Here is a 24,424-nt window from a genome sequence, read left to right as displayed (position 1 = left end):
TTACATAAGGGGGCCTTTAGATGATACATAACCAGTTAATGGAGAACTTTAAGAAAATATTTCATCAAGAGGAGTATCGTACTTTCTTTGCGCCTGGTCGGATTAATTTGATTGGAGAGCATACTGATTATAACGGAGGAAATGTGTTTCCATGTGCCATTACTTTCGGCACGTATGCGTTAGCAAGCAAGCGAGATGATGCGTTAATATGTGCCTATTCATTGAACTTCCCCGAAAAGGGTGTTATTTCATTTTCTTTACAGGATTTAGATTATAAGCAAGAACATGAGTGGGCGAATTATCCAAAAGGTATGATTCGTTATCTCATAGAAGCTGGATATAGCATTGATTCAGGAATTAACATTATGTTTTATGGAAATATTCCAAACGGTGCGGGATTGTCATCGTCTGCCTCTATTGAGCTTGTAACAGGGGTAACGATGGAAGGATTATTTCAATTCGAATTAGATCGTATAGAATTGGTTAAAATTGGTAAAAAAGTAGAGAATTATTTTATCGGTGTAAATAGTGGCATTATGGATCAATTTGCTATTGGGATGGGAAAAGCAAGATATGGGATGTTATTAAATTGCCAAACAATGAATTTTACGTATGCGCCACTGCAGCTGCATAACTACAATATCATTATTATGAATACAAACAAGCGGCGAGAGCTTGCTACTTCTAAATATAATGAGAGAAGAACGGAATGTGAACAGGCCCTTGCAAATTTACAAGAGATAATTGATATAAGCTCCCTAGGAGAACTAACTGAAAAAATGTTTGAACAATATAAGCATGTAATTAAGGAAGAGAGCTTAAGAAAACGGGCGAAACATGTTGTGTATGAAAATTGCCGAACATTGCGATCTGTAAAAGAATTACAAGAAAATAATATAAAAGAATTTGGAAGGCTGATGAATGAATCCCATTGTTCTTTACGTGATGATTATGAAGTGACAGGGCAAGAACTAGATACATTGGTTGAATCAGCCTGGAAACAAGAAGGGGTTATAGGAGCACGTATGACAGGTGCGGGGTTTGGTGGTTGTGCAATTGCGATCGTTGGGAAAGAATATACGGATCAATTTATTTGCAACGTTGGACAAAAGTATAAAAAAGTCATCGGTTACGAAGCGACATTTTATGTTGCTGATATTGGGGATGGGGCACGAGAGCTGCAGAGAGAGGCAATGCAATGAATGGCAGGTTATATCGGTGTTCGTGCTTGTATAGCAATTCGTAGGGCAAAGTTTAATGTAGTAGTTACAGCTAATGTGTAACTATTTTATTTTTCCTTATAGTTTATGATGGGAATGAAAATAATCCGAGCGGATATAACGATTCAGCGGAGGGAAAGTATCATGAATGTTTATCAAGTCATTGAGCAACTTATAAAACGGGCATGTTCACTTCGGTTTATCGAAAGAGAAGATGGAATTTATATAAGAAATCAAATTCTTCACCTTCTTCATTTAGAGCGTTTTGAAAAGCAAGAAAGTAAAGCGGAAGAAAAAGAAATAACAGATTTACTAGAAGATTTAGTTCAGTATGCGAGTGAACAAGGAATTATTGATGATTCTTCTTATAAAAGAGACATATTAGCGAGTCAAATTATGAACTGCTTCATGGCAAAACCATCGACTATTAATCAATGTTTCTATCAACATTACGAGTGCCATCCAGAACATGCGACGGATTATTTTTATGAATTAAGTCGAATAAGTAACTATATTCAAACGAAGCATGTTCAGAAAAATATTAATTATAAAGCCAATACAGAGTATGGAGAACTGGACATTACGATTAATGTATCTAAACCGGAAAAAGATCCAAAAGAAATTGTAAACGAAAATCTAATACAGAATACGGATTATCCGAAATGCTTACTTTGCATTGAAAATGAAGGATATGTGGGTAGACTTGGCCATCCGGCACGTTCTAACCATAGAATGATTCGAATGGAATTATTAGGAGAGCGCTGGTACTTACAATATTCTCCTTATGTATACTATAACGAACATTGCATTGTGCTAGCAGAAACACATCGGAATATGGAAATAAATCGTCAAGCTTTTGAAAGATTACTTTCTTTTGTGAAACGGTTCCCTCATTATTTTATTGGCTCCAATGCGGATTTACCTATTGTAGGCGGATCCATTTTATCACATGATCATTATCAAGGTGGTAAATACGAATTTGCAATGGCAAAAGCAGAAGATGATTATGTATTTCAATTAGATAGATTTCCGAAGGTTCAATGTTCAGTAGTGAAATGGCCTATGTCTGTTATTCGCTTAAAAGGTAAGGATTCTAATTTATTAGTAAACGTGGCAGATTCCATTTTGGATAAATGGAAGCAATATAGCGATCCATCCGTTCATATTTACGCAAGTACAGACGGTGTGCCGCATAATACGATTACACCTATTGCTCGCAAGCGAAATGAACAGTATGAGCTAGATCTTGTACTACGAAATAATCGTACAAGTAAGGAGTATCCTTTTGGTATCTTTCATCCGCATCAAGATGTACAACACATTAAGAAGGAAAACGTAGGCTTAATTGAAGTGATGGGATTGGCTGTACTTCCAGCAAGGTTGAAATTAGAGTTACAAGAGGTAGAACGATATGTATTGTATAAAGACAATTGTGTAGCAGAATATCACAAACGATGGGCAGAGCAATTGAGAGAGCGGTACAAAGTAGAAGCGAATGAAGAGAATATTCATCACATTGTTCAAAAAGAGCTAGCAGCTAAATTTTTAAGGGCATTAGAAGATGCTGGAGTTTTCAAACGAAACGATGGAGGAATAGCTGCATTTAAACGTTTTATACAAAGTTTATAGGAGCGGGCGATAGGGATATGACAGTCTTTCAAAATATATTTGGTAAAGTAAATGGAAAAGATGTGTACGCTTATACATTAAAAAATGCCCAGGGTATAGAGGTTACGTGTTTAAATTACGGTTGTGTGATTACGAAAATTATTACGCCTGATAGGAAAGGAAAGTATGAAAATATCGTTTTAGGGTTTGAAGAATTGGGAAACTACGAGAGATATTCTCCATACTTTGGAGCAGTTGTAGGAAGAGTAGCTGGTAGAATCAAAGGGGCTCAATTTGAGTTGGATGGCAACACCTATACGCTGGTAAAGAACGAGCAAGACAATCACCTTCATGGTGGTTTGAAAGGATTTAGTTATATCGTTTGGGATGCTAAAATAATAGAAAATGAGAAGGAAACCGGAATTGAATTTATTTATACTAGCCCTAACGGAGAAGAAGGATATCCAGGAACTGTACATGTAAAAGTGTTCTATACATTAAATAATGCGAATGAATTTTTGATTCGTTATGAAGCACAATCGGATAAAACGACGATATTAAACGTAACGAATCATACGTATTTTAACCTAAGTGGAAATTTAAAGCGGGATGTCTTACAGCATACTTTAAAAATTGACAGTGATCAATTTCTAGAATTAAACGAGCAATTATTACCAACGGGTGAAATATTGGATGTAATAGATACGCCCTTCGATTTCCGAGCAGGAAGGCAAATAAAAGAGGGAGTATATTCTCGCTATTATCAAAATGAATTAGTAGGGAAGGGATATGATCATCCTTTTCTGTTGAATAGCAACTACGATCAGGAAATTATATTATGGGATGAAGAAAGTGGCCGCAAATTAGTCGTGGAAACAGATGAGGTTGGCGTAGTTTTGTATACAGGAAACCAATTACCAAGTGAGTTTGAAATATGTGGGGTACAATCCAAAAAGTATTTAGGACTTTGTCTAGAAACGCAAGGATTGCCTGATGCCATTCATCATCCGAATTTTCCTTCGTACATTTTAAATAAAAATCAATTATTCTCTTCCTCGACGAAATATATGTTTCGGGTTGAATAATTGAGAAGAGTAGGTGGATTAGGTATGGCAACGATTAAAGATATAGCAGAGAAGGCAGGCGTATCCATAGCTACTGTTTCTCGGGTGTTAAATAATGATGCATTACTTTCTGTCAGTGATGAAACGAAGAAGAGGATATTTGAGGCAGCAGAGGAGCTTTCTTATAAGAAGCGTACAAATCGTAAAAAAGAATTACCGAAAATTGCTTTGATCCATTGGTATACAGAGGAAGAAGAGCTTAACGATTTATATTATATGTCCATTCGTTTAGGAATAGAAAAAAGATGTGAACAGCAAGGGTTGAAAATTGTAAAACTTTTTCATAGCCAAATGGAAGAGTTGATGAAGGAAAATATTCAAGGCATGATTGCAATAGGGAAATTTAGTGAACGAGAAATAGGTTTATTTGAAATGATAACAAAAAATATTGTATTTGTAGATTATTCTCCAAATGAAGAGATTTTTGATTCGGTTGTGGTAGATTTTGAGAAGGCAACAATGAAGGTGATTGATTATTTAATAGAAAAGGAACATCAAAAGATTGGATACATAGGAGGACGGGAAACATTTAAAGATCAGACTTCCGAAATTGAAGATTCAAGGGAACGTGCCTTTATAACATATATGAAGGAAAAAGAATTATTTTATGAGAATTATATATACACGGGTCAGTTTTCAGTAAACGATGGTTATTTATTAATGAATCAGGCGATAGAAGAGCAGCAGGATCAGTTACCGACGGCTTTTTTTGTTGGAAATGACGCGATGGCAATCGGATGTCTAAGAGCACTAAATGAACATGAAATTGCTGTTCCAGAAAGAGTAAATATAATTGGTGTAAATGATATTAGTATTTCCCAGTATCTTTCTCCAGCGCTCAGTACAGTGAAAGTATATACAGGACTTATGGGAGAAACGGCAGTGGATTTATTAATGGAACGATTGTTAGGACGGAATGTAGCTAAAAAGGTAATTTTGTCAACGAAATTAAACATTAGGAAAAGTAGTTTTTAGTAAATGAAAAAAGAAACTTCTGCTTATTGAAACAGGGGTTTCTTTTTATGAGGTTATATTAAAGGTTAGTGTGTAGTGTAATATGGTTTTAAGAGGATTATATTCAATATTATAGGGGATGGTTGAGTGAGCGATACAAAAATGCAAATCAAAAAGACAAAGAGAAAAGTAGCATTGGTATTATTTGCTGCGCTAGTAATAATCATTGGCTTCGGATATTGGAAATTTTTTAGTTTGCAAGGCGTTCCGAAAGGGGAATGGATTCGAACTGTGCAATCCCCAGATGGAAAGCATGTTATAAAAACTTATTTTCATGATGCTGGGTCATTAAGTGCAGATGCTGTTAGAGGAGAGCTGGTTAATCTTAGTTCCGATTCCACCAAGAATATATATTGGAACTATCCAGATACAGATCCATACATTCAATGGATGGATAAAGATAGAGTTAGAATTGGAGATCAAACTTTAGATATTTCACGGGAAGAAACGTATGATTGGCGTGAGGATGATAAGCATATTAAAAAAGAGCCGAAACAGTTTATTCAGTAAATGATATGTAGTAAGAGAAGTAGAGTATGGATAGTTATTTTAACTCTATAAATTGCCTTATTTAGTGAAAAAATTTGGATACCATAACGAAGAACATAAGAGCGGAAATCCCAAAATACGGAATGCTCATTGATTTTCGCCCTGCTTTTATTTCATTTATGCCGATAAGGATAAATGAACAACTAAAACTAAGTTGTACGTAAGGGGTGATTGCAAGGCTATTGGTAAAAAAAGAATATATACAAAGAATAAGTGTAAGCAAGAGAAAAATACGTAATCCAGTTAGCATTAAAGTCCCTCCTTTGAAAGTTCGAATTAACAGAATAAATCGAATGTAGCTAGAAATAAAGTAAGTGTTTCGGCTAATAAATAGAATGTTCCACTTGCTTTCTTTTGTTCACGTAATTCTTCAATGCTCATAGTGAAAGACACTAAGCCTAAAGCAATGAACATATAAAGCATAATACCTCTGTTATCTGTGATAAAACTATAGATAGATAAAGTTAATGCAATGAGTACGAATGTAATCCGAACAATCTTTAACATGTTTATTCCTCTATAGGGAAATAGTCGTTACATCACATACTTTGCTACGAGAACAGCCCATACGAAAACTCCTGCTACCATACATGTCAAACCGGTGCTTGGGTCTTTCTTTTGTATTTGTTCAATCGCGATTATAAACATTAAGGCTCCTACGAAAAATTGTGAGAGTGTAAGAAATGCATCATTCTGTGTAAAGAGGCTATATAAGGATACGATAATGACAATGAAAGTAGTGAGGAGGCGGGATATACGAAGCATATTATTGATCCTCCTGTTTATTTGTTAGATAAGGATTATCCTCTGGTTTGTCCACTGAATGTTTGTAAGAATAACCTTTATTGATTGTCAGCACAGAGAGAACCAATACGATAAGTACAATAATGACTCCAATAATTAATATTTTAATCAAATAGACCCCTCCTTTTCTCCATTTTATCATTAAACGAAACTTCGTTTTACATAATTTTGTAATTGTTGAAAACAATAGAAGTTAAAAAGGTGAAAGAAGGAGCGTTATATGGATAATAAGAAAACTTACTATATATCAGTAGGAAATGGACAGATTTCGCAGGTGAAAACGGCGGATACATATAGCTTTGAAATCCAGGCGAATGATGAGGAAATTATTGAGTTACGGGAATGCTTCGATCAGGCATATCGCGAAGATCTTGGCTCTTTTGTACGTTCACATGTTCCATATGTGGAATATCATCATGATTCAAATAATGATCGGTATGATGCTGAGCTGCAGAAAGCATATAAGATGATTTATGATTTAGGGAATCATGAAACGAAGGAATTAGTCGCACAAATGGGAATAATCAATGGATTATAGTTGGATAACATTATGCATATGAATACGAATTGTGCTACAATTTGTGGTAGGAAAATCTTGTAACCATCTATAGGGGAGTAATGGCATGTACAAATTTAAAGATTATTACCACAATACTGTACAATTATCGTTTGAACGTTACCCATTTTCTCCTGAGCCAAAGCATGTTTGGGTTGTATGCCGGTACGGGGATCAATGGTTATTAACGCATCATTTGCGCCGCGGTCTTGAATTTCCAGGCGGTAAGGTAGAACTCGGGGAAACACCGGAAGAAGCGGCAGTTCGAGAGGTTCATGAAGAAACTGGCGGGATTGTTTCTGATTTAACTTACTTAGGACAATACAAAGTATCTGGAAAAGACAAAATAATCATTAAAAACATTTATTTTGCAACAATTAGCGCAGTAGAAGAACATACGCACTATGAAGAGACAAAAGGGTCTGTTCTATTAAAAGAAATCCCTGATAACATTAAAAGTGATAGGAAATTTAGCTTTATTATGCGCGATGATGTATTAGCGCGTACGATGAAACATATAGAGGAACTCGGCTGTTTTACGAAGTAAAGGAGCCGAGTTCTTTTTTATACAAAAGATAGTATTTCAAGCAAATCTCGAACTGCATGAGAATGTTCAAAATCCTTCCAAAATGAATCCTTCTTCCAAACCGCAGTCATCCCAGCCTTCTCAGCTCCCATGACATCATTTTCAGGGTGATCTCCAACATAGATGCATTCTTCTGCCTGAACGTTTAATTGTTTGAGAGCACGCTCAAAAATAGCTGGATGAGGTTTCTTAATGCCTTCTGCTTCTGAAACAAGAATTGTATTTGTATACGTATGTAGCTGCAAGGCACGAAGGTTATTCATTTGGAATTCGGTAAAGCCATTCGTAATAATTCCAATTGCGATATTCTGATTTTGTAATTGTTGTAGCAATTCGTGCATATTTGGAAATGGAATACAGTGGTTTGTGAATTCTGTGACGTAGTCGTGTAAAAGTTGTTCAACTGTTAGAGTCGTAATGTTATATTCTTTGAGCAAGATAGCATAGACTTTATCTTTCCAAGTGTAGCCGTTATTATCAAGCTGGACAAAGCGAGTACAATACTCATTTTTTTCTATTTCAGTAAAGTGCGCTGCGTAACGATTATATTGGTCGCCAATAAAACTTTCCAAAGATTGACGTCGATCTAATAATGTCCCGTCTAAATCAAATAATACAGCACGTATCATAATACATTCCTCCTTCTTAAAGTAAAAAGCCCATTTAAAATAATTATCGCATATTTTCAAAAAAATGATTATCCCACTATTTGCAGGCGGTAATACTCCCAATTTAAAATGTAAATAGAAATGAGGAAATTAGGGGGAAGAAAAGGTTCACCTACTGATTAAATTTTCACTGTATAATATCTTTGTAGAATGGAATAATGGAGGGTTATATGGTGAGACGTTATGGTAAGCTATTCCTTTTTATCTTAGCAATTTGTTTTACGGTAAGTTGCAATAAATCGGTGAATGTTGCCGAAAAGAAAGAAATATGTAAAACAGAAGAAGAGTGTACGAGGCTTGGAGATGGTATGATTCAAAAAGTATATAAGAAGATGGAAAATCTGTCTCAGCTAGAAGTACCGGGGGAATTTGAAGAAGGTGCAGAAGTAATTAAGGAAGCGCAGCAAAAGAAGAATGATGATGAAAATTATTTCTTTTTAGCATCTTACTATATTGATAATGAAGATATTATAGACCCTTATTTTGAAAAACTAGATAAGAAACGTTTAAATAAAGTGTTTGCGGATGATAAAGAAGCAAAAGAAGAAGTCATCGCCCAGCATGAGGATATGGATTATCATGATACGTTATGGGAAATGTATCGTACACTGATCCCTGCTAAATATAGAGAGAGTATAAAAGAATTTGATATTGTGACAGATGGATATGATGGAGTTGTTGCACATGTGGCTCCTAGTATGGAAAATCAGAAAGAGTGGGTGTTAAGTTTAGATACACTTGATTCCGGCATAAATATAGATGAAGTGATGAAAACGCTAATTCATGAAACAGCTCACGTATTAACATTAAATGATACGCAAATTCCAGTAGATAAAAAGTATATAAAAGCATTTGAAGAGGATAAAGATATTTCATCGTATAAAGACAAATGTGGAAATCTTTTCTTACAAGAAGGTTGTACGAAAGAGAATTCTTATATCAATAAGTTTTATGAATCGTTTTGGAAGCAAATTGAAAATGAATGGAAAGAAAAAGAAATTGAAACAAACCTAGAAGCACAAATCCAATTTTTTAAAGATAAACAGGATCAATTTGTTTCAGAATATAGCACAACAAATGTAGCAGAAGACATTGCTGATACATTTACTGCATTCATTTTACAAGATTCAAAGAAAGTGAAGGAAGGTACAGAGGTGAAGTATAAAAAAATTGCTTTCTTCTATCAATTCCCTGAGCTTGTAAAAATGCGTACTGAAGTGTTATCTGGCCTATATGAAATTTCAAAGGAAGTATAAACGAAAGAAGCTGACCTTGGCATGTTGCCTTGAATCAGCTTCTTTTTCTTTTCCCTACAAGTAATTTTTCAAGTCCTTCCACAAATACATACATAAGAGTCGCGAGGATACATGTCAGTAACACACTCAGCAGTACAAGTGTAAAGTTAAACACTTGGAAGCCATAGCTAATTAAATAACCGAGACCTTGTTTGGAAACGAGAAGTTCACCGAAAATTACACCAACCCACGATAATCCAACGTTTACTTTTAAAGTTGAAATGATAGATGGAAAGGAAGACGGTAAAATAACTTGTTGATAGGTTTGCCATTTATTTGCGCCAAACGTATCCATTACTTTTATATAATTCGAATCAACTTCTTCAAATGCACTGTAAATAACAAGAATGGTGATGATGATGGAAATAATGACTCCCATTGCGATTGAAGAAGAGAGATTTGGGCCGAAAATAACGATAATAATTGGACCAAGTGCTACTTTTGGCATCGCATTTAACACGACAAGGTATGGGTCTAATACGCGTGCTAGAAGTGGTATCCACCAAAGGATTGTGGCGATAATCGTTCCGAGCACCGTGCCGAGAATAAAGCCAATACTTGTTTCTAAGAGTGTCGTCCATATGTGAATCCAAAGTGAGCCATCTCCCCATTTACTTAAAAATAACTCCCAAATACTTGAAGGAGAGCTGAACAGTAAGGGGTCAATCCATTCTTTCTTACTAGAAATTTCCCATAATGTAAGAAAGAGTACGAGCAGTAGTAATTGTAAAAAGGCAGCAGTCCAGGTACGCTGACGTTCTTTTTTTCGAAACTGTTCGTGTAATTGTTTAATATTATCCAAGACGTTCCAGCTCCTTCCATATGTCTTGAAAAAGGGCCGGAAAATCGGAATGGTGCCTTGCCTCAAGTGGTGGTAGAGAGCGAATGCTTTCTGGTACGGTAAATGTTTTAGCAACTTTCCCAGGGTTTGCTTGAAGCAAGTAAATGCGATCACTCATTGCGATTGCTTCTTCAATATCATGTGTGACGAGAAGAGAAGTTTTCTTATACTTGTGTAATAAAGAAAATACGAGCTCCTCTAATTTTAATTTTGTTTGATAATCAAGAGCTGAAAAGGGCTCATCAAGCAAAAGGATTTTCGGATTTGTCGCAAGTGTACGAACGAGTGCGGCTCTTTGACGCATACCACCGGATAATTCCGAAGGATATTGCTTTTCGACGCCTTCAAGGCCAACTTGCTTTAAAAGTTGTAATGTATGCTCCTTTGTTTCCGTTCCGTATGTTTTTGTAATATGCAGCCCAAGCATTATATTTTCTTCAATCGTTTTCCAAGGGAATAAGTAATCTTGTTGAAGCATATATCCCATTGAATCTGTTGATTTTATTACTGGTTTATCATCAAAAGAGACAAAACCTTCGATTGGTTGAAGTAGTCCTGCAATAATAGAAAGGAGTGTTGTTTTGCCGCAGCCACTTGGGCCGAGAAAGGATATAAATTCTCCTTCTTCTACGTGTAAGCTAATATCTTCAAGGATAAGCCGAGCCTTTTCTTTTGAAAAAAAGCATTGGGAAACATGAGATATTTGTAAGAAACTCATCGTATTCGCCCCTACTTCTTAATAACGCTTTCGGCAATTTTTGTATTGACGAGCGCCTCATGTGGAACCTCTTTTTGTAATTCCCCAGCCTCTTTCATAATGACTTGAAGTTGCTTCCATTCTTCCGCATCTAATAATGGATTCGTTGCGTAGGAATGTTGCTTTTTGTAACGTTCAATGACCTTCAGCGTAATGTCTTGTGAAGTATCTTTGAAAAGAGGTGTAACGGTTTTTGCGATTTCTTCTGGGCTATGTGTATCCACCCATTGCTGTGCTTTATATAATGCACGTGTGAATTTCTCCGCAGCTACTTTATCTTTCTTTAAAAAGCTTTCCTTTGCCATAAATGTTGTGTAAGGAACAGTTCCGGATTCAGTACCGAAAGAAGCGACGATATAGCCCTTTCCTTCTTTTTCTAAAATACTTGCAGTTGGTTCAAAGAGCTGCACAAATTCACCTGTACCAGACGCGAAGGCATTTGCAATATTAGCAAACTCAACATTTTGAATTAAATTTGTATCTTTGTGCGGATCAATACCATTTTTCTTTAAAACGTATTCCCCAACCATTTGCGGCATACCGCCTTTACGTTGACCAAGGAACGTAACACCCTTTACATCGTTCCAATTAAAAGAATCTAACTTTTTACGTGAAACTAAAAATGTACCATCAGTTTGCGTGAGCTGTGCAAAGTTAATAACTGGATCTTTTGCCCCTTGCTGGTGAACATAAATGGATGTTTCAGAGCCCACAAGTGCAATATCAATTCCGCCAGATAATAAGGCTGTCATTGTTTTATCGCCACCAGCTGTCGTTTGCAGGTCAATATCTAATCCTTCTTCTTTAAAAAATCCTTTTTCAATTCCAACATATAGCGGTGCATAGAAGAGAGAGTGTGTAACTTCACCAATGCGAATCTTTTTTGTCTGCTGCTTTGCGTCATCCTTTTTATTACACGCTACAAACGTAAAAACAGTAAGTACAAATATACAAAAAACAGCTATGAATTTTTTCAAAATATGACACCTCCTAGAAATGAATCTACTGCCATAATATGTAGGTAAGTGCCTAGATGTGAGTGGACATAGAAGGAATTTTTTGGATGGTAAAGAAGTACAAATATAAGGGGTGATAAAATGAAGTATGAATATGATGATAGCATGCATTTACATCTTGATTATTTCGGAGAAGAGTACGATATGGAATCGATTGCTTATAAAAGAAAACATGAAGATGTATGGGATGTCTTTTTCAACTTTTCATTTTATGGGATTTCGCCAAGCAAGATGCAAGAAGATGCGTATATGGATGAGTATGCAGGTTATCGCGTTTTTTCCGTACATGCCAATGATTTAAGCTGGGAATTTGGCAGTGCGAAGTTTGAAGAATGGCTTTTGGGGCACGGTATATTGGAAAAAGCTGTACAGAAATAGGATGGTTGATTTTTTTGTTTTGTTATTTATATATGTAGCGGGTTTTATGATTTTGCAGGTTCTTGTTTATCGATTTGCAAAGAAAAATATTTATAAATATAAAAGAATAAAGCTCGTTTATATGTGGCTGGATATGCATGTGAAGAAGGGTCCTACATTAGATTTTGGTGATTATACACTTATATTGGTTATATGCATTCTATGGGGGATTTGGTAGAGGCTAGCGTGTCGGTTAATACAAAAAGAGGTTATCCTAAAAGTAGTTTTTTAGGATAACCTCTTTTTATATATCTACTTTGATTTTCCAGCTACAAGTTACGGCCTCTGAAACAAAAGCGAATTCCCCCTCGTTTTCTCCCTCTGTTTTTATGGCATGAGGCAAGCCCGTTTCTATCTATGAGCAGACGCTCTCTTTCACCCTAGAAAGGATTTATGCAGGTTTTTTAATTTGTATATTTGAATTTTTATTTATTTATAAAAGAAAGTTTATGCATGAAACTATTTTATGTAGTTAGATAACATGTTAAAATTCTAATTACTGTGCATGCAATTATAAACAGTGAGAGGGTTTGTAATTTGGTTTTGTAATATTTTGATTAGGTTCATATGTTTTTAGAGAATTGATAGCGCTTTATATCACTGATGTTATTGACGGAATTTTTAGATAAATATAAGGAGGTGACTGTGAATGCCTAAACCATTACAGAAAAATAGTCGCTATATGGTTGGATTGGACAGTCTAAGAGGCCTAGCCATACTAGGTGTTATTTTATATCATATCAATTTTAATTGGATGCCTGGGGGGTTCCTAGGGGTTGCTGTATTCTTTGTATTGTCGGGTTATTTAATTACGGATATTCTCGCTATAGAATGGAAGAGAAATAAGAGAATTGACTTGAAGAATTTCTGGTTGCGTAGGGCAAGAAGATTGCTTCCGGGAATGTTTGTCATGCTTGTAGTTGTTTTAGCATGGATTACAATTTTTCATAGCTCTTTGCTAGGAAAAATGCGAGGAGATTCACTAGCAGCTTTATTATACTTCAGTAACTGGTGGTATATTTATCACAAATTATCATACTTTGATAGTTTTAACCAACTGTCCCCGTTGAATCATTTTTGGTCGTTAGCAGTTGAAGAACAGTTCTATGTAGTCTGGCCATTTATTATTAGCCTGGCATTTCGTTACATAAAACAGAAATCACGTATCATTTTATTTATTGTTTTAGGGGCAGCTGCTTCTGCATTAGCGATGGCTATTCTGTATGAACCAGGAGTTGATCCAAGCAGAATTTATTACGGTACTGATACGAGGGCTTTCTCCTTATTAATTGGAGCGGCACTTGCTTTAATTTGGCCAAGCAGTAGACTTGCGAATAAAATTATTCCAAAGGCACGTCTTATTCTTGATGTAGTTGGAGGAATTGCTCTTATCGTCATCCTCGTTATGTTTTGGAAAACGAATCAATATGATCCATTTTTATATCAAGGAGGAATGGTCCTTTTATCAATCGCTACAGCATTGCTAGTAGCGAACCTTGCTCATCCAGCTAGCCGAATCGCTCTATTTTTAAGGTTTAGACCATTACGCTGGATGGGTGTACGATCGTATGGGATATATCTTTGGCATTATCCGATTATCGCATTGACGACTCCGAAGGTACATGCTGGAGAGTTTTCACTTACAAGAGCAATTCTTCAATTTGTACTTATTATAGTTGTGGCACAAATTTCATGGAAGTTTATTGAAAATCCAATCAGACAAGGGGCACTCCGGAACATTCGATCTAAGAACTGGAAAATAAGAAACTTAGCATTAAGTGGTAAGTTAGCTATAGTAGGTGCATTATTAATTTCTTCGATAGCTGTTTTTGGATTATCAACAGCTAGTAAAGCAAAGGAGAATTCTCAAAAAGATAAGGTAGAGTCGGTACAAGCGGAACCGGCGAAGCACCCAGTTGCAGTTCGGGAAAAATCAGCTGAGGAGCCGCCTCAAAATAAAGAACAACAAGAAGCTAATACGCAGTCTAAAGATCCTCTAACAGTTACAGCTGTAGGTGATTCCATTATGATTGATATTGCTCCGTATTTGAAAAATGCATTTCCTAATATTGTAATTGATGCGAAGGTTGGTCGACAGTTGTCTAAAGCAATTCCTGCTGTAGAACAGCTAAAAAATCAGGGGAATTTAGGAAATCATGTTATCGTTGGATTAGGTACAAATGGAGCGTTTACTAAGGATCAATTAGTATCATTAGTACAATTGATTGGGAATGAACGTAAAATTGTATTAATCAATACGAGGGTACCACGTCCATGGGAATCATTAGTGAATGAGAAATTAAAAGAGGTAGCATCTGAGTATAAAAATGTGACGTTAGTCGATTGGTATACAGCAAGTGCTGGAAATAAGGCATATTTTGAACCAGATGGTGTACATTTAACGAAAGCAGGTGCAGAAGCATATGCTGCGCTTGTAGCAAAAGCGGTGAATCAATAATTTGATTTGCATCACATTTTGACATAACTTCAAAGTGTGATGCAATAGATTGATTGAAAACAAAAGAGAACTTGTAGAGATGCTACAAGTTCTCTTTTGACTTATATTTCATAACGGGGTAATCAGACAAAATAGCTCAAACACAAAGAACCGGGGAGTTCTCTTTACAGTTAACCTGACAAGTTCAGTATATAACACATAATAACGTTTTTAAGTACATATTATTGAAAATTATGTGAATTATCAAATTCATGAATCAGGTTAAAATTTTCTGCATTATTCGATATTATTTTGGTCAAATACTACTATCATTTATTATAATAAGTATTGATAATAATATAGTGAAAGTATATGGGATTTGAGGAAGTGTTAAAGTGAAAGAAAACTTTATCTCATTTCAAGAAGAAAAGAAAAATGCTCGACTCTTTTTATGGGTATTGAATATTGTATGGGGTATATATGAAACAGCTTATTCTGTTATGCTAGGAGATTCTGAACTACTAATAAGATTAAAGGTTCAAGTTCCAACGCTTTTGTATGGAGCCTGCTTAATAGCATACAGTATGTATCTAGTAAACAAGGAACAGGTATATCGTATTAAGTATATATATTTATTAGCTTATATGTTTTCGGAGATTTTCAATTTGTACTGGTATGCAACTCGCAATAAAGTAGCATTTGATGGTGGGAATATACTTGAATTTATTTTTATTTTATTTGTGCCAATTTTTATGAGTAAACGGTACTTGAAGTGGTTATTTTTAGTTATTATGGGTAAATATGGTGCGCTTTTGATCCTGGGGAAAAAAACAGCATTTATGCAGTTGGTTATGTATAGTCTCTTATTATTTGTAGCATATCTCCTATTGAATCGATTTTTGCAGTACCTTTCTACTGTAAACAGTGTGATGATAGAAAAACGAGAGTCCGAAAAGCTCGCGGTTATTGGGAAAATGGCAGCGTCTGTTGGACATGAAATTAAAAACCCACTTTCCTCATTAAAAGGATTTACACAATTGCAGAAAGAGAAATATGCGGATGATAAGGTGTATGAACATATGATTGATGAGATTGAACACATAAATAATATGATAAGTGAACTGATGGCGATGGCAACTTGTAAGCCTTCTACATATAGTAGTCATTTAATAGAAGAAATTGTATCAAAAGCGATGAAAGAAATGAGTGCAGAAATAAACAAAAAACAGCTGTATCTCACTTATGATGTTGCACCTGATCAAATAAAAATAGAGTGTGATAATCGTAAATTAAAAGGAGTATTTCTATATATAATAAAGAATGCGATTGAAGCGATGGGACATGGGGGAACACTTTGGATAGATATAAAGAAGCGAAACAAGGATGATGTAATAGTAAGTATTGTAGATAATGGGTGTGGCATAGAGGAGGAAGATTTAAATCGTATAACAGAGGCCTTCTATACAACAAAAAAAGATGGCATAGGTTTAGGGCTTACTGTTGCTTGCAAAATTATTGAAGAACATAATGGGGAAATACATATTACGAGTAAAAGAAATGTAGGAACGAAAGTAGACATTATTTTACCTATATAAGAATAAGTTGGAAAATCGACATATAATCTTTCCAAGGAGAGAAAACGAGTACAGGCCATCTTCTGTTCTTTATAGCAGAGACTTATATGTTGAAAAATCAAAATAGATTTATATAGAAGGAAAGATTTGTGAAGTATGTGTATTGTGAATAGAGGAGTTACTACATGGACAGTATTGATAGATTAACAAGGGAACAGGTTCGAACGTTAAGGCTGTTTTTAAGTTTATTCATTGCTACTTTTTTTATTTATGATGTTGCATCTTATTATATTATGCCGAAGCTAGAAGGCGTAAATGAGGCCCCAATTGTAGAACAAGGTTTAGGGATATGGTTGTATATTCTTACGGCTATATTGGTGCTTGTAGGAATATATGTGATGAGGCGAAAGAATCCATATGCTGTGAAATATATTATTTTCATAGGATATAATACATTAGATTTTATTCATAATTTTATCATTTACTATGGAACAGATTTAGAGTTTGATGCAGGAAATATAGTGGAAGGATTTTTCTTTCTTTTTGCACCATTCTTTTTGAACAAGCGCTATTTTTGGTTAGTAGCAGGAGGAACAATAGTAAAGTATGCCTTAATGGGAGTGGTTGTGCATTCTTTTATTGTTCTCGTTCCCATTGTCCTTTGTAGCTTGTTTTCCATTATAGGATGGGTTATTTTATTGAGATTCCAAGCTTATATACGCACAATTGAAATGACACATAAGGAATTGCAACAGTCGGAGAAGATGGCTGTAATTGGCAGGATGGCAACAGTTATCGGTTTTAAAATGCGTAATCCATTAATGCTTTTGAAAAGCTTTATTAGAGGGCAACACGAAAAGTACCCTGATGATAAAGTATATTGTGATATTATGGAGCAAGAAATTGAAAGAATCGATACAATTGCCACCGAACTTGTGGAGCTTGGGAATTCTAGGCCGATGGAATACAAGAATCATGATATAAAGGACATTCTTTCATACGTGGTAAGAATTATGGGACAGCCTGCTTCGGAACAAGGAATTAAAATACATACCATTTATAAAGGTGAATTACCAAGTATAATATGTAATGAAAAACGTTTAAAACAGGTGTTTTTAAATGTAATAAAAAATGCGATTGAATCCATGCAAGATGGTGGAATAATTATCATTGAAGTTACATTAAAAGATGCAATGGTAATTCGAATCAAGGATGAGGGATGCGGCATACCGAAAGATAAAATTCCTAAACTGAGCGAAGCTTTTTATACAACGAAAGATGAAGGAACTGGTTTAGGATTAATGGTTACATATAAGATTATTGAAGAACATCAGGGCAAGTTACAGTTTGAGAGTGAAGTGGGAGTTGGAACTACGGTTGAGATTGTGCTTCCAATTTCGCAATAAAATAAAAAGAGAAAATCCGTTCAATAAACGAATTTTCTCTTTTTTGATGTCATAAGTTTTACATATTATTTGAGTTCTAGTAGTCCTTAACTTTTCAAGTTAGCGATTTGCATGAAGAAGGATTACTAACAGATTGCTTTAGGATTATATCATATACAGTATGAAGGAATGATATGCAATATTTCATATTATAGTTTAGGCTAATATAGCCTATTGATAGGTAGATGTTTACATGAATACGCCCTCACTTAACTTCGTTTGAAGTAGGGGTACTCTTTCAGCAAAATCTGATAGAAAAAGGAAGCGATTATATTTTTAGAAACCGCCAAGCATGAAGAAAAAAGGATTCTTAGTGGTACCTTTTTATAATTAATCTCGCAGACCGAATCCAATGATTTTCTTCGTTTTCATATCAACAAACGCATCTACATTTCCAAGTTTGTAAGAACGATCAGATGGAAACGAAACACGATAGACCTCTTTTCCAATATAAGAGGAATCTTTGACAGAAGATATTCCAGCTTGCAACGTTTCTGTCGTAACTGTAGCATGCTTCCAGCCAGTACTTATTTCTTCTTTCGCATGCTCAGATAATTGATTCCATACCGTTTTCTTTAATTCGTCCTTAGGGGTACTTTTACATGAGCTTAATAGAAAACAAGCAAGAACGAGGAGTGCGAAAGAAAGTATTCGACCTCTCATTTAATACCACCATTTCTTCTGCGGAAGTAAAACAATATCCACATTAAAGTTTTCTATAAACCAATCACGTATCAAAGTTTTCTTTATTAAGTATTCAGAAGCTGCATGTGATACGCCGATAAGCGACATATTTGTTTCTTTCACATAATCCATAATTAATGAATATTTGTATTTGCCGTATTCATTATCGATATGACAATGAATTTCCCCTGTAATATACGCCTCGGCACCTTTTTCTTCTGCTTCTTTGAGAAGATCTACTTTATCACCGCAACCAGCGATAATCGCAATTTTTTTAATAGATTCATGGTGTTTACCTTCAAAGTCTATGTATGGAACGTGGAAGAGTTCTTTTAGACGTTGTTCGAGGTTTCTTGTTGTTGTTTCATGTATTTCGCAAATGAGTCCGCAGGGTATATCTTTTCCATCATAAGCAAATCCATCTACTATATTGGCCTCTAGAGCTTTAGCAATCGCAATGCTTGTTCCATATGTTTGATGATGATCCATTGGAACGTGACATGTATAAATAGAGAGTTCTTTTTCTTTGATAGTTTGTAAATCGTGCATTGGAATAGGTACAAAGCCTCGTCCAGATTTTCCGAGTGGATCACCACATTCCATCACAAGAGGGTGATGCATAAAAAGTAAATCACCTGGCTTGGATTGTGAGATGAATTTTTCGAGAACATCATCTGTTGGAAAGACAGCTAAAAAGATTGTGTTTACAGTTTCAGCACCTTTTATCATAAGACCGTTAAAGGTATTTACAAAGTCTGCTTCAAAAAATTGTCGCCAAGGAAATTCGATTGGCTCGTATACAGCTGGAATAAAGCGACTAAAGGCACTGTCTTTTCCATATTTTTTGATTTGAAATAAAGAATCTAGTGCATATTGTACTTCTTTTAAGGCTGGCATAATCTCTCCTCCTTTATCACATTCATTGTATAGTAGTTGTAATTTTCTGTATATAACAAGTGGATAGAATTCACAAAAAGAATGGTACAATATAAGAATTATGTATAGAAGTAGGAGGAAAGAGAAATGAATGTGACTGTAACAGATGCAGCATATAAAAAGATTATGGATACGATTCCAAGTGAAACAAAGTTTATAAAATTATTTTATGATAATGAAGGGTGCGGCTGCGTGATGAGCGGGATTATCGATTTAGTGGCTGTATCAGAAAAAGATGAACGTGATGTCGATATTGAATCAAATAAATTACAATTCATTGCAGATCGAACAAAGCTTGTGTTTATGGATGATAAGCTTATCGTTGATTTACATGAATCAGGCGGGCATTTTCAACTGAAAAGTCCGAGCCAATTTTATAATCCAACTATGAAACTGCATATTCGAGTATAATTTATTAAAAAGGGGCAAATTGCATGCTCCTTTTTCTTATGTAATTTTTCATGTAATGAAATGTACATATGATTGAATTTTCTGTATAATTTTCTGTGCGGAGGGGATACATATGAGAAGATGGGGGATTGAATTATTACTTTTAAGTGTGGTTATGATTTGGGGTATCAATTATACAATTGGAAAATACGGACTTGTAGAACTTACAGCAATTGAGTTTACTGCGCTCCGGATGATTGCAGCAGCACCGCTATTAGTAGTACTTACATTTTATATTGAAAAGTCATTGCACATGGAATTAAGGGATATACCAAGGCTCATTGTAGTTAGTGTTGTGGGAATCGTGCTGTATCAAACATTATTTATGGAAACTATAAAGTATACATCCGCTACGAATGCTTCTTTACTTATTTCTATTTCACCTATTTTTACAACGGTGTTTGCAATTTTTCTTAGACAAGAGAAGTTTTCTTCGCGAAAATTAGTTGGCTCTATTATAGCTTGCATCGGTGCCTCCCTTGTTTTATTAGTAGGACATTCACTTGCTGGGTCTTTTTATGGAAATGGAATTGGACTCATTACATCGATATGCTGGGGGCTATATCCAGTTTTAGCAGGACCACTTATAAAAAAATATTCGGCACTTCGTGTGACTACATGGTCAGCAGTTGTTGGAGCAATTCCGCTTGTTACACTGAGCGGCCCACATGTTTTTTTGCTGCCATTCCAAATTGAACAAGGGATGTCATGGTTTGCACTACTATATTCTATTTTCTTTGTAACGGTATTTGGTTTAGTCATTTGGTATGTCGGGGTTCAAAAAATTGGTGCTTCACATACGATGGTATATATGTACATTACACCGCTTGTTGCGGTTGTATTTGCGGCGGTATGGGCGAAAGAGCATATTTCGTTCCAACAGATGATTGGTGGTTGTATTATCTTTCTTGGCTTATGGTTTGTAAAGTCTGAAAAACTTGATGCGCAGCATATCGCATCAGAATATATATCAAAATAGGAAAACAGATCAGTCATGATCTGCTTTCCTATTTTTTTATTTTTGGTAAAAATATAAGTAAAAAAATGGAAATTATAAGTGGGATAAAGTTGAGAAAAGGTATGCGGAATAGTGCAATAAGAATAATTCCGCAGAGAAGAACACCGAGGACAGCATAGAAGATACTATGTTCTTTTGTGTACCAATATAATGAGAGTCCTATAAGTGCAGGGATAATGAGGTGAATGAGAGCCATTAAAAAATAAATCATTAGACGCCCCCTTTATTTGTGTACTCATTACATACATATAAATTGAAAAACTGACATAAAACCTTTCTTTATAGGTGGGAGAGAGGATTTGGTCGAGCGTAGAAGTGGTAAGACCTTTTTTTGCCGCATGCCATGTGAGAACAGAAGGAGAAAACGAGCGGAGATCTCTTTTTGTTTCCAAGGCCTCGGTTTATATGTTGGAAAATGAAAGTGGATATATCTACATCATATCCATATTTTTGTAGATTGATATCACTTTTTTGTAAATCTATGAGAAATGTTTGAAAAAAAGTCACAAGTTGCGCCTGCTTCCAAACTAAAAATCTTGTATAATATTATTTCCAAAAAATAATTTTAACAACATAAGTGTAGTGTTTATGTTGTTTATTTTCGAATGTAACAGATAAAGTCTGATGATATGTAAATAAGATGATAAAGGAGAACTGCATGATTAGTATGTCATTAAGGTCATTTAAAATCCAAATGTATTATTTGCTAGGTGCAATGCTATTAGGTTGGGCGATGACACCTTTTTCTGCACACTTTTTAGGTGTAGGGATTGGTTTACTCGTTAGTATGTATTGCGTTTGGATTTTAGGAAGACGTATTGAAAAGCTTGGAGATAGTATTGTAAAAAAGAGTAAAGCACCGACTCTTGGTATGGTTAATCGTTTTGCAGCAGCGATACTCGGCGCAATTATTATGTATGAAATTGAACATCATATGGTTATGTGGGCATTTGCTGTTGGGATTATGGGTGGTTATTTCTTAATCGTTATTAATTTAGGTTATTACAGCATGAAAGATGCGAAGAAATAGGTAAATACAGAACCTTTTCTTTTTTAGGTAAGAGAGAGGATTCGATGGTGGATAGAAGTGATCAGAGAATTTTTCTACCCTATGTCATGTGAAAACAAATGGAGAAAATGAGTGGAGAATCTGTATTTGTTTGCCAAGCAGCGATTTGTATGTTAGAAAATCAAGATATATAGAAAGAAGCTTACTTTTTAGCGTAAGCTTCTTTTTTATTGTAAGTATGTGTAACCTATAAAGTCGCATGGGTTTTGTCGGTGAGTACGCGAATTTTTTAGGCTACACTATACTTATTCATATGAGTAAAGGGGTATTCAAACAGTAAAGGTTAAATTAAGCGATTGGACCGCCTAATTTGATAATGCTTTCAGAAACGTTCTCGAACTTTTTGAAGTTTTCTTTGAACTTATCTGCAAGTTCGATTGCTTTTGCTTTGTAAGCTGCTTTATCAGCCCATGTTTGTTCAGGTATTAATACTTCATCAGGTACACCTGGTACATGAAGTGGCACTTCAAGACCGAAGATGTCATGTTTCGCTGTTTCAGCGTTATCAAGCTCGCCGTTTAATGCTGATTGTACCATTGCACGAGTGTAACCTAAGTTCATACGTTTTCCAACGCCGTATTCGCCACCAGTCCAGCCAGTGTTTACTAAGAATACTTTCGCATCATGTTTCTCGATCTTTTCACCAAGCATTTCAGCATAGCGAGATGCATCAAGTGGCAAGAATGGAGAACCGAAGCAAGTTGAGAACGTTGCTTGCGGAGATGTTACACCGCGCTCAGTTCCAGCTAGTTTACTAGTGTAACCGCTTAAGAAATGGTACATAGCTTGCTCTTTATTTAACTTACTGATTGGAGGCAATACTCCAGATGCATCAGCAGTTAAGAAAATAATTGTATTTGGATGTCCTGCAACACTTGGTACTACGATATTATCAATCGCATCAATTGGGTATGCAGCACGTGTATTTTCTGTTAATGTAGTATCATTATAATCTGCAATACGTGTTTGATTATCAATTACAACGTTCTCAAGCACTGATCCAAATGTAATTGCATCAAAAATTTGTGGCTCTTTTTCATGAGAAAGGTTAATACATTTTGCGTAGCAACCGCCTTCAATATTGAATACGCCGTTATCAGACCAACCGTGCTCATCATCACCAATTAATTTACGGTGTGGGTCAGCAGATAATGTTGTTTTACCTGTTCCAGATAAACCGAAGAATAGAGCAACATCACCTTCTTCACCTACGTTTGCAGAACAGTGCATAGATAAAATATCTTGTTCTGGAAGTAAGAAGTTCATAATAGAGAAGATTGATTTTTTCATCTCTCCAGCGTATTCAGTACCACCGATTAATACGATGCGTTTTTCAAATGAAACCATAATGAATGCTTCAGAGTTTGTGCCGTCAATCTCTGGATCTGCTTTAAAGCTTGGTGCAGAAACAATTGTGAACTCAGCTTCATGATTTGCTAATTCGTCTTCAGTTGGACGAATAAATAATTGATGTACGAATAAATTGTGCCATGCATATTCATTAACAACTTGTAATGGAAGGCGATAGTTACGATCAGCGCCAGCGAATCCTTTAAATACGAATAATTCTTCTTTTTCTTTTAAGTATTCTAATACTTTTGTATATAATTTATTAAAATGTTCTTCAGAAATCGGTTGATTTACAGATCCCCAAGCGATCTTATCTGCAACCGATGCTTCTTTCACAATAAATTTATCTTTAGGAGAACGTCCTGTATATTTTCCTGTAGAAGCAGATACAGCGCCAGTAGAAGTCAATTTCCCTTCATTTCTCATTAGAACTTTTTCTACTAATTGTGGAACGCTTAGTTGAACCTGTGCATTGCTTCCGTTCAGTAATTCGTGTAATCCAATTTGGACATTCACAGTACTCATATTTATATACCATCCTTTTCATTTTAATGAAATTTTTCTCGTAATCCCCAACAAGAGTATAACACAATCATATAAATAATGTATACTATTTATTTATTTTTGTTTGTGTGAATGTATTATTTTCCTATTTATATTTCGTTCGACAAATAATCCGAAAAACTTGTGGGAATATGTGAATATTAATTGACAAATGAATATCATTTCTTTAGTATAGGTTGGGACGGATACTCTCTTATCCCGAGCTGGCGGAGGGACAGGCCCGATGAAGCCCGGCAACCTCACTTGTAACGGTAAATACAAGTGAATAGGTGCTAAAACCTGTGCGAGGCGAACGGTCTCGAACGATAAGAGCGAAGGGCAAAAAGCAGTATGCAAGTAGCAAATTAAACCTTTCCTCTATGTTAAGTGGGAAAGGTTTTTCTTTTACTTGTTTGGGAGAATATATGAATGTCGCAGTTTGTGGCAAATTAAGGATGAGTTC

At 35.4% G+C, this 24,424-nt stretch carries 27 protein-coding genes and 1 riboswitch; of the genes, 16 read left to right on the top strand and 11 right to left on the bottom strand.

Translation table 11 applies throughout. The features are described from left to right. The first annotated feature begins 20 nt into the window (after positions 1-20). The 5 genes from QRY57_RS23610 (at position 21) to QRY57_RS23590 (ending at position 5,476) form a co-directional block, all read left to right on the top strand. Complete coding sequence (locus tag QRY57_RS23610; RefSeq protein ID WP_286016262.1) at positions 21-1,202, top strand: galactokinase; 1,182 nt, start codon at positions 21-23, stop codon at positions 1,200-1,202. Between the two features lie 162 nt (positions 1,203-1,364). After that, complete coding sequence (galT, locus tag QRY57_RS23605) at positions 1,365-2,849, top strand: UDP-glucose--hexose-1-phosphate uridylyltransferase (RefSeq protein WP_208017225.1); 1,485 nt, start codon at positions 1,365-1,367, stop codon at positions 2,847-2,849. 17 nt (positions 2,850-2,866) lie between these two features. After that, complete coding sequence (locus QRY57_RS23600; RefSeq protein WP_286016261.1) at positions 2,867-3,913, top strand: aldose epimerase family protein; 1,047 nt, start codon at positions 2,867-2,869, stop codon at positions 3,911-3,913. Positions 3,914-3,937: 24 nt separating this feature from the next. Next, positions 3,938-4,927 (top strand): LacI family DNA-binding transcriptional regulator, encoded by a 990-nt coding sequence (locus QRY57_RS23595; RefSeq protein ID WP_286016260.1) that lies wholly within the window; start codon positions 3,938-3,940, stop codon positions 4,925-4,927. A gap of 141 nt (positions 4,928-5,068) precedes the next feature. Continuing rightward, the gene (locus tag QRY57_RS23590; RefSeq protein WP_286017924.1) at positions 5,069-5,476 is read left to right on the top strand and encodes a DUF5412 domain-containing protein; all 408 of its coding nucleotides are present in this window, start codon (positions 5,069-5,071) and stop codon (positions 5,474-5,476) included. 315 nt (positions 5,477-5,791) lie between these two features. On the opposite strand, the gene QRY57_RS23585 is transcribed toward QRY57_RS23590, so the two are convergent. Genes QRY57_RS23585 through ytzI form a run of 3 tightly spaced genes read right to left on the bottom strand, consistent with a single transcriptional unit; the run spans position 5,792 to position 6,431 of the window. Next, positions 5,792-6,022 (bottom strand): DUF3953 domain-containing protein, encoded by a 231-nt coding sequence (locus tag QRY57_RS23585; protein WP_286016259.1) that lies wholly within the window; start codon positions 6,020-6,022, stop codon positions 5,792-5,794. Positions 6,023-6,049: 27 nt separating this feature from the next. Next, positions 6,050-6,280 (bottom strand): DUF3953 domain-containing protein, encoded by a 231-nt coding sequence (locus QRY57_RS23580; protein WP_286016258.1) that lies wholly within the window; start codon positions 6,278-6,280, stop codon positions 6,050-6,052. 1 nt (position 6,281) lies between these two features. Further along, on the bottom strand, positions 6,282-6,431 hold the full coding sequence (gene ytzI / locus QRY57_RS23575) for a YtzI protein (protein ID WP_286016257.1): 150 nt from the start codon (positions 6,429-6,431) through the stop codon (positions 6,282-6,284). Positions 6,432-6,539: 108 nt separating this feature from the next. Between ytzI and QRY57_RS23570 the strand changes: the two genes are divergently transcribed. Together QRY57_RS23570 and mutTA are read left to right on the top strand one after the other, a co-directional pair. Then, complete coding sequence (locus tag QRY57_RS23570; protein WP_026593821.1) at positions 6,540-6,857, top strand: hypothetical protein; 318 nt, start codon at positions 6,540-6,542, stop codon at positions 6,855-6,857. An 85-nt stretch (positions 6,858-6,942) separates the two neighbouring features. Then, on the top strand, positions 6,943-7,422 hold the full coding sequence (gene mutTA, locus QRY57_RS23565; RefSeq protein ID WP_026593820.1) for an antimutator 8-oxo-(dGTP/GTP)ase: 480 nt from the start codon (positions 6,943-6,945) through the stop codon (positions 7,420-7,422). A 17-nt stretch (positions 7,423-7,439) separates the two neighbouring features. Here the strand turns inward: mutTA and QRY57_RS23560 are convergent, their stop codons facing one another. Further along, positions 7,440-8,090 carry an HAD family hydrolase gene (locus QRY57_RS23560; RefSeq protein ID WP_286016256.1) on the bottom strand — a complete coding sequence of 217 codons (651 nt, stop codon included), beginning with the start codon at positions 8,088-8,090 and terminating at the stop codon, positions 7,440-7,442. A gap of 209 nt (positions 8,091-8,299) precedes the next feature. Here QRY57_RS23560 and QRY57_RS23555 point away from each other — a divergent pair, with 209 nt between their 5' ends. Then, positions 8,300-9,385, top strand: coding sequence for a recombinase family protein (locus QRY57_RS23555; RefSeq protein ID WP_286016255.1), 1,086 nt, complete (start codon positions 8,300-8,302; stop codon positions 9,383-9,385). 34 nt (positions 9,386-9,419) lie between these two features. On the opposite strand, the gene QRY57_RS23550 is transcribed toward QRY57_RS23555, so the two are convergent. Genes QRY57_RS23550 through QRY57_RS23540 form a run of 3 tightly spaced genes read right to left on the bottom strand, consistent with a single transcriptional unit; the run spans position 9,420 to position 11,999 of the window. Beyond that, positions 9,420-10,226 carry an ABC transporter permease gene (locus QRY57_RS23550; protein ID WP_286016254.1) on the bottom strand — a complete coding sequence of 269 codons (807 nt, stop codon included), beginning with the start codon at positions 10,224-10,226 and terminating at the stop codon, positions 9,420-9,422. Continuing rightward, positions 10,219-10,983, bottom strand: a complete 765-nt coding sequence (locus tag QRY57_RS23545; RefSeq protein WP_286016253.1) for an ABC transporter ATP-binding protein — start codon at positions 10,981-10,983, stop codon at positions 10,219-10,221. Before QRY57_RS23545 ends, QRY57_RS23550 begins: the two co-directional genes overlap by 8 nt. 11 nt (positions 10,984-10,994) lie before the next feature. Continuing rightward, positions 10,995-11,999: an ABC transporter substrate-binding protein gene (locus tag QRY57_RS23540; protein WP_090688113.1), complete on the bottom strand. Its 1,005-nt coding sequence runs from the start codon at positions 11,997-11,999 to the stop codon at positions 10,995-10,997. 120 nt (positions 12,000-12,119) lie between these two features. Between QRY57_RS23540 and QRY57_RS23535 the strand changes: the two genes are divergently transcribed. From QRY57_RS23535 to QRY57_RS23515, 5 genes are all read left to right on the top strand, one after another. Continuing rightward, positions 12,120-12,416 carry a DUF3986 family protein gene (locus QRY57_RS23535; RefSeq protein ID WP_208017233.1) on the top strand — a complete coding sequence of 99 codons (297 nt, stop codon included), beginning with the start codon at positions 12,120-12,122 and terminating at the stop codon, positions 12,414-12,416. A gap of 1 nt (position 12,417) precedes the next feature. Continuing rightward, entirely contained in the window at positions 12,418-12,633 is a 216-nt protein-coding gene (locus QRY57_RS23530; RefSeq protein WP_286016252.1) for a hypothetical protein, read from the top strand. Between the two features lie 471 nt (positions 12,634-13,104). Continuing rightward, positions 13,105-14,913: an acyltransferase family protein gene (locus QRY57_RS23525; RefSeq protein ID WP_286016251.1), complete on the top strand. Its 1,809-nt coding sequence runs from the start codon at positions 13,105-13,107 to the stop codon at positions 14,911-14,913. A gap of 374 nt (positions 14,914-15,287) precedes the next feature. After that, a complete protein-coding gene (locus tag QRY57_RS23520; RefSeq protein WP_286016250.1) occupies positions 15,288-16,487 on the top strand; it encodes an ATP-binding protein in 1,200 nt (399 codons plus the stop codon). A 164-nt stretch (positions 16,488-16,651) separates the two neighbouring features. After that, positions 16,652-17,872 (top strand): ATP-binding protein, encoded by a 1,221-nt coding sequence (locus QRY57_RS23515; protein WP_286016249.1) that lies wholly within the window; start codon positions 16,652-16,654, stop codon positions 17,870-17,872. A 369-nt stretch (positions 17,873-18,241) separates the two neighbouring features. Here the strand turns inward: QRY57_RS23515 and QRY57_RS23510 are convergent, their stop codons facing one another. Both QRY57_RS23510 and QRY57_RS23505 read right to left on the bottom strand, forming a co-directional pair. Next, positions 18,242-18,574, bottom strand: coding sequence for an outer membrane protein assembly factor BamD (locus tag QRY57_RS23510; protein WP_286016248.1), 333 nt, complete (start codon positions 18,572-18,574; stop codon positions 18,242-18,244). Continuing rightward, on the bottom strand, positions 18,575-19,492 hold the full coding sequence (locus tag QRY57_RS23505) for a Nif3-like dinuclear metal center hexameric protein (protein WP_286016247.1): 918 nt from the start codon (positions 19,490-19,492) through the stop codon (positions 18,575-18,577). 126 nt (positions 19,493-19,618) lie between these two features. On the opposite strand from QRY57_RS23505, the gene QRY57_RS23500 reads away from it, so the two are divergent. Both QRY57_RS23500 and QRY57_RS23495 read left to right on the top strand, forming a co-directional pair. Beyond that, entirely contained in the window at positions 19,619-19,942 is a 324-nt protein-coding gene (locus QRY57_RS23500) for an iron-sulfur cluster biosynthesis family protein (RefSeq protein WP_026593807.1), read from the top strand. Between the two features lie 112 nt (positions 19,943-20,054). After that, complete coding sequence (locus QRY57_RS23495) at positions 20,055-20,960, top strand: DMT family transporter (RefSeq protein WP_286016246.1); 906 nt, start codon at positions 20,055-20,057, stop codon at positions 20,958-20,960. Between the two features lie 28 nt (positions 20,961-20,988). Here the strand turns inward: QRY57_RS23495 and QRY57_RS23490 are convergent, their stop codons facing one another. Beyond that, a complete protein-coding gene (locus tag QRY57_RS23490) occupies positions 20,989-21,210 on the bottom strand; it encodes a hypothetical protein (protein WP_286016245.1) in 222 nt (73 codons plus the stop codon). A 447-nt stretch (positions 21,211-21,657) separates the two neighbouring features. Here QRY57_RS23490 and QRY57_RS23485 point away from each other — a divergent pair, with 447 nt between their 5' ends. After that, positions 21,658-22,029 carry an ATP synthase subunit I gene (locus QRY57_RS23485; protein ID WP_026593803.1) on the top strand — a complete coding sequence of 124 codons (372 nt, stop codon included), beginning with the start codon at positions 21,658-21,660 and terminating at the stop codon, positions 22,027-22,029. 327 nt (positions 22,030-22,356) lie between these two features. Here the strand turns inward: QRY57_RS23485 and pckA are convergent, their stop codons facing one another. Then, complete coding sequence (gene pckA, locus QRY57_RS23480; protein WP_286016244.1) at positions 22,357-23,943, bottom strand: phosphoenolpyruvate carboxykinase (ATP); 1,587 nt, start codon at positions 23,941-23,943, stop codon at positions 22,357-22,359. A 229-nt stretch (positions 23,944-24,172) separates the two neighbouring features. After that, a riboswitch (SAM riboswitch) is annotated at positions 24,173-24,294 on the top strand. The last annotated feature ends 130 nt before the right edge of the window (positions 24,295-24,424 follow it).

This window comes from Bacillus arachidis (assembly GCF_030285945.1).
In the GTDB taxonomy this organism is placed as follows: domain Bacteria; phylum Bacillota; class Bacilli; order Bacillales; family Bacillaceae_G; genus Bacillus_A; species Bacillus_A arachidis.
The sequence above is the reverse complement of the archived record's forward strand: the minus strand, read 5'-3'. Positions and strand labels throughout refer to the sequence as shown.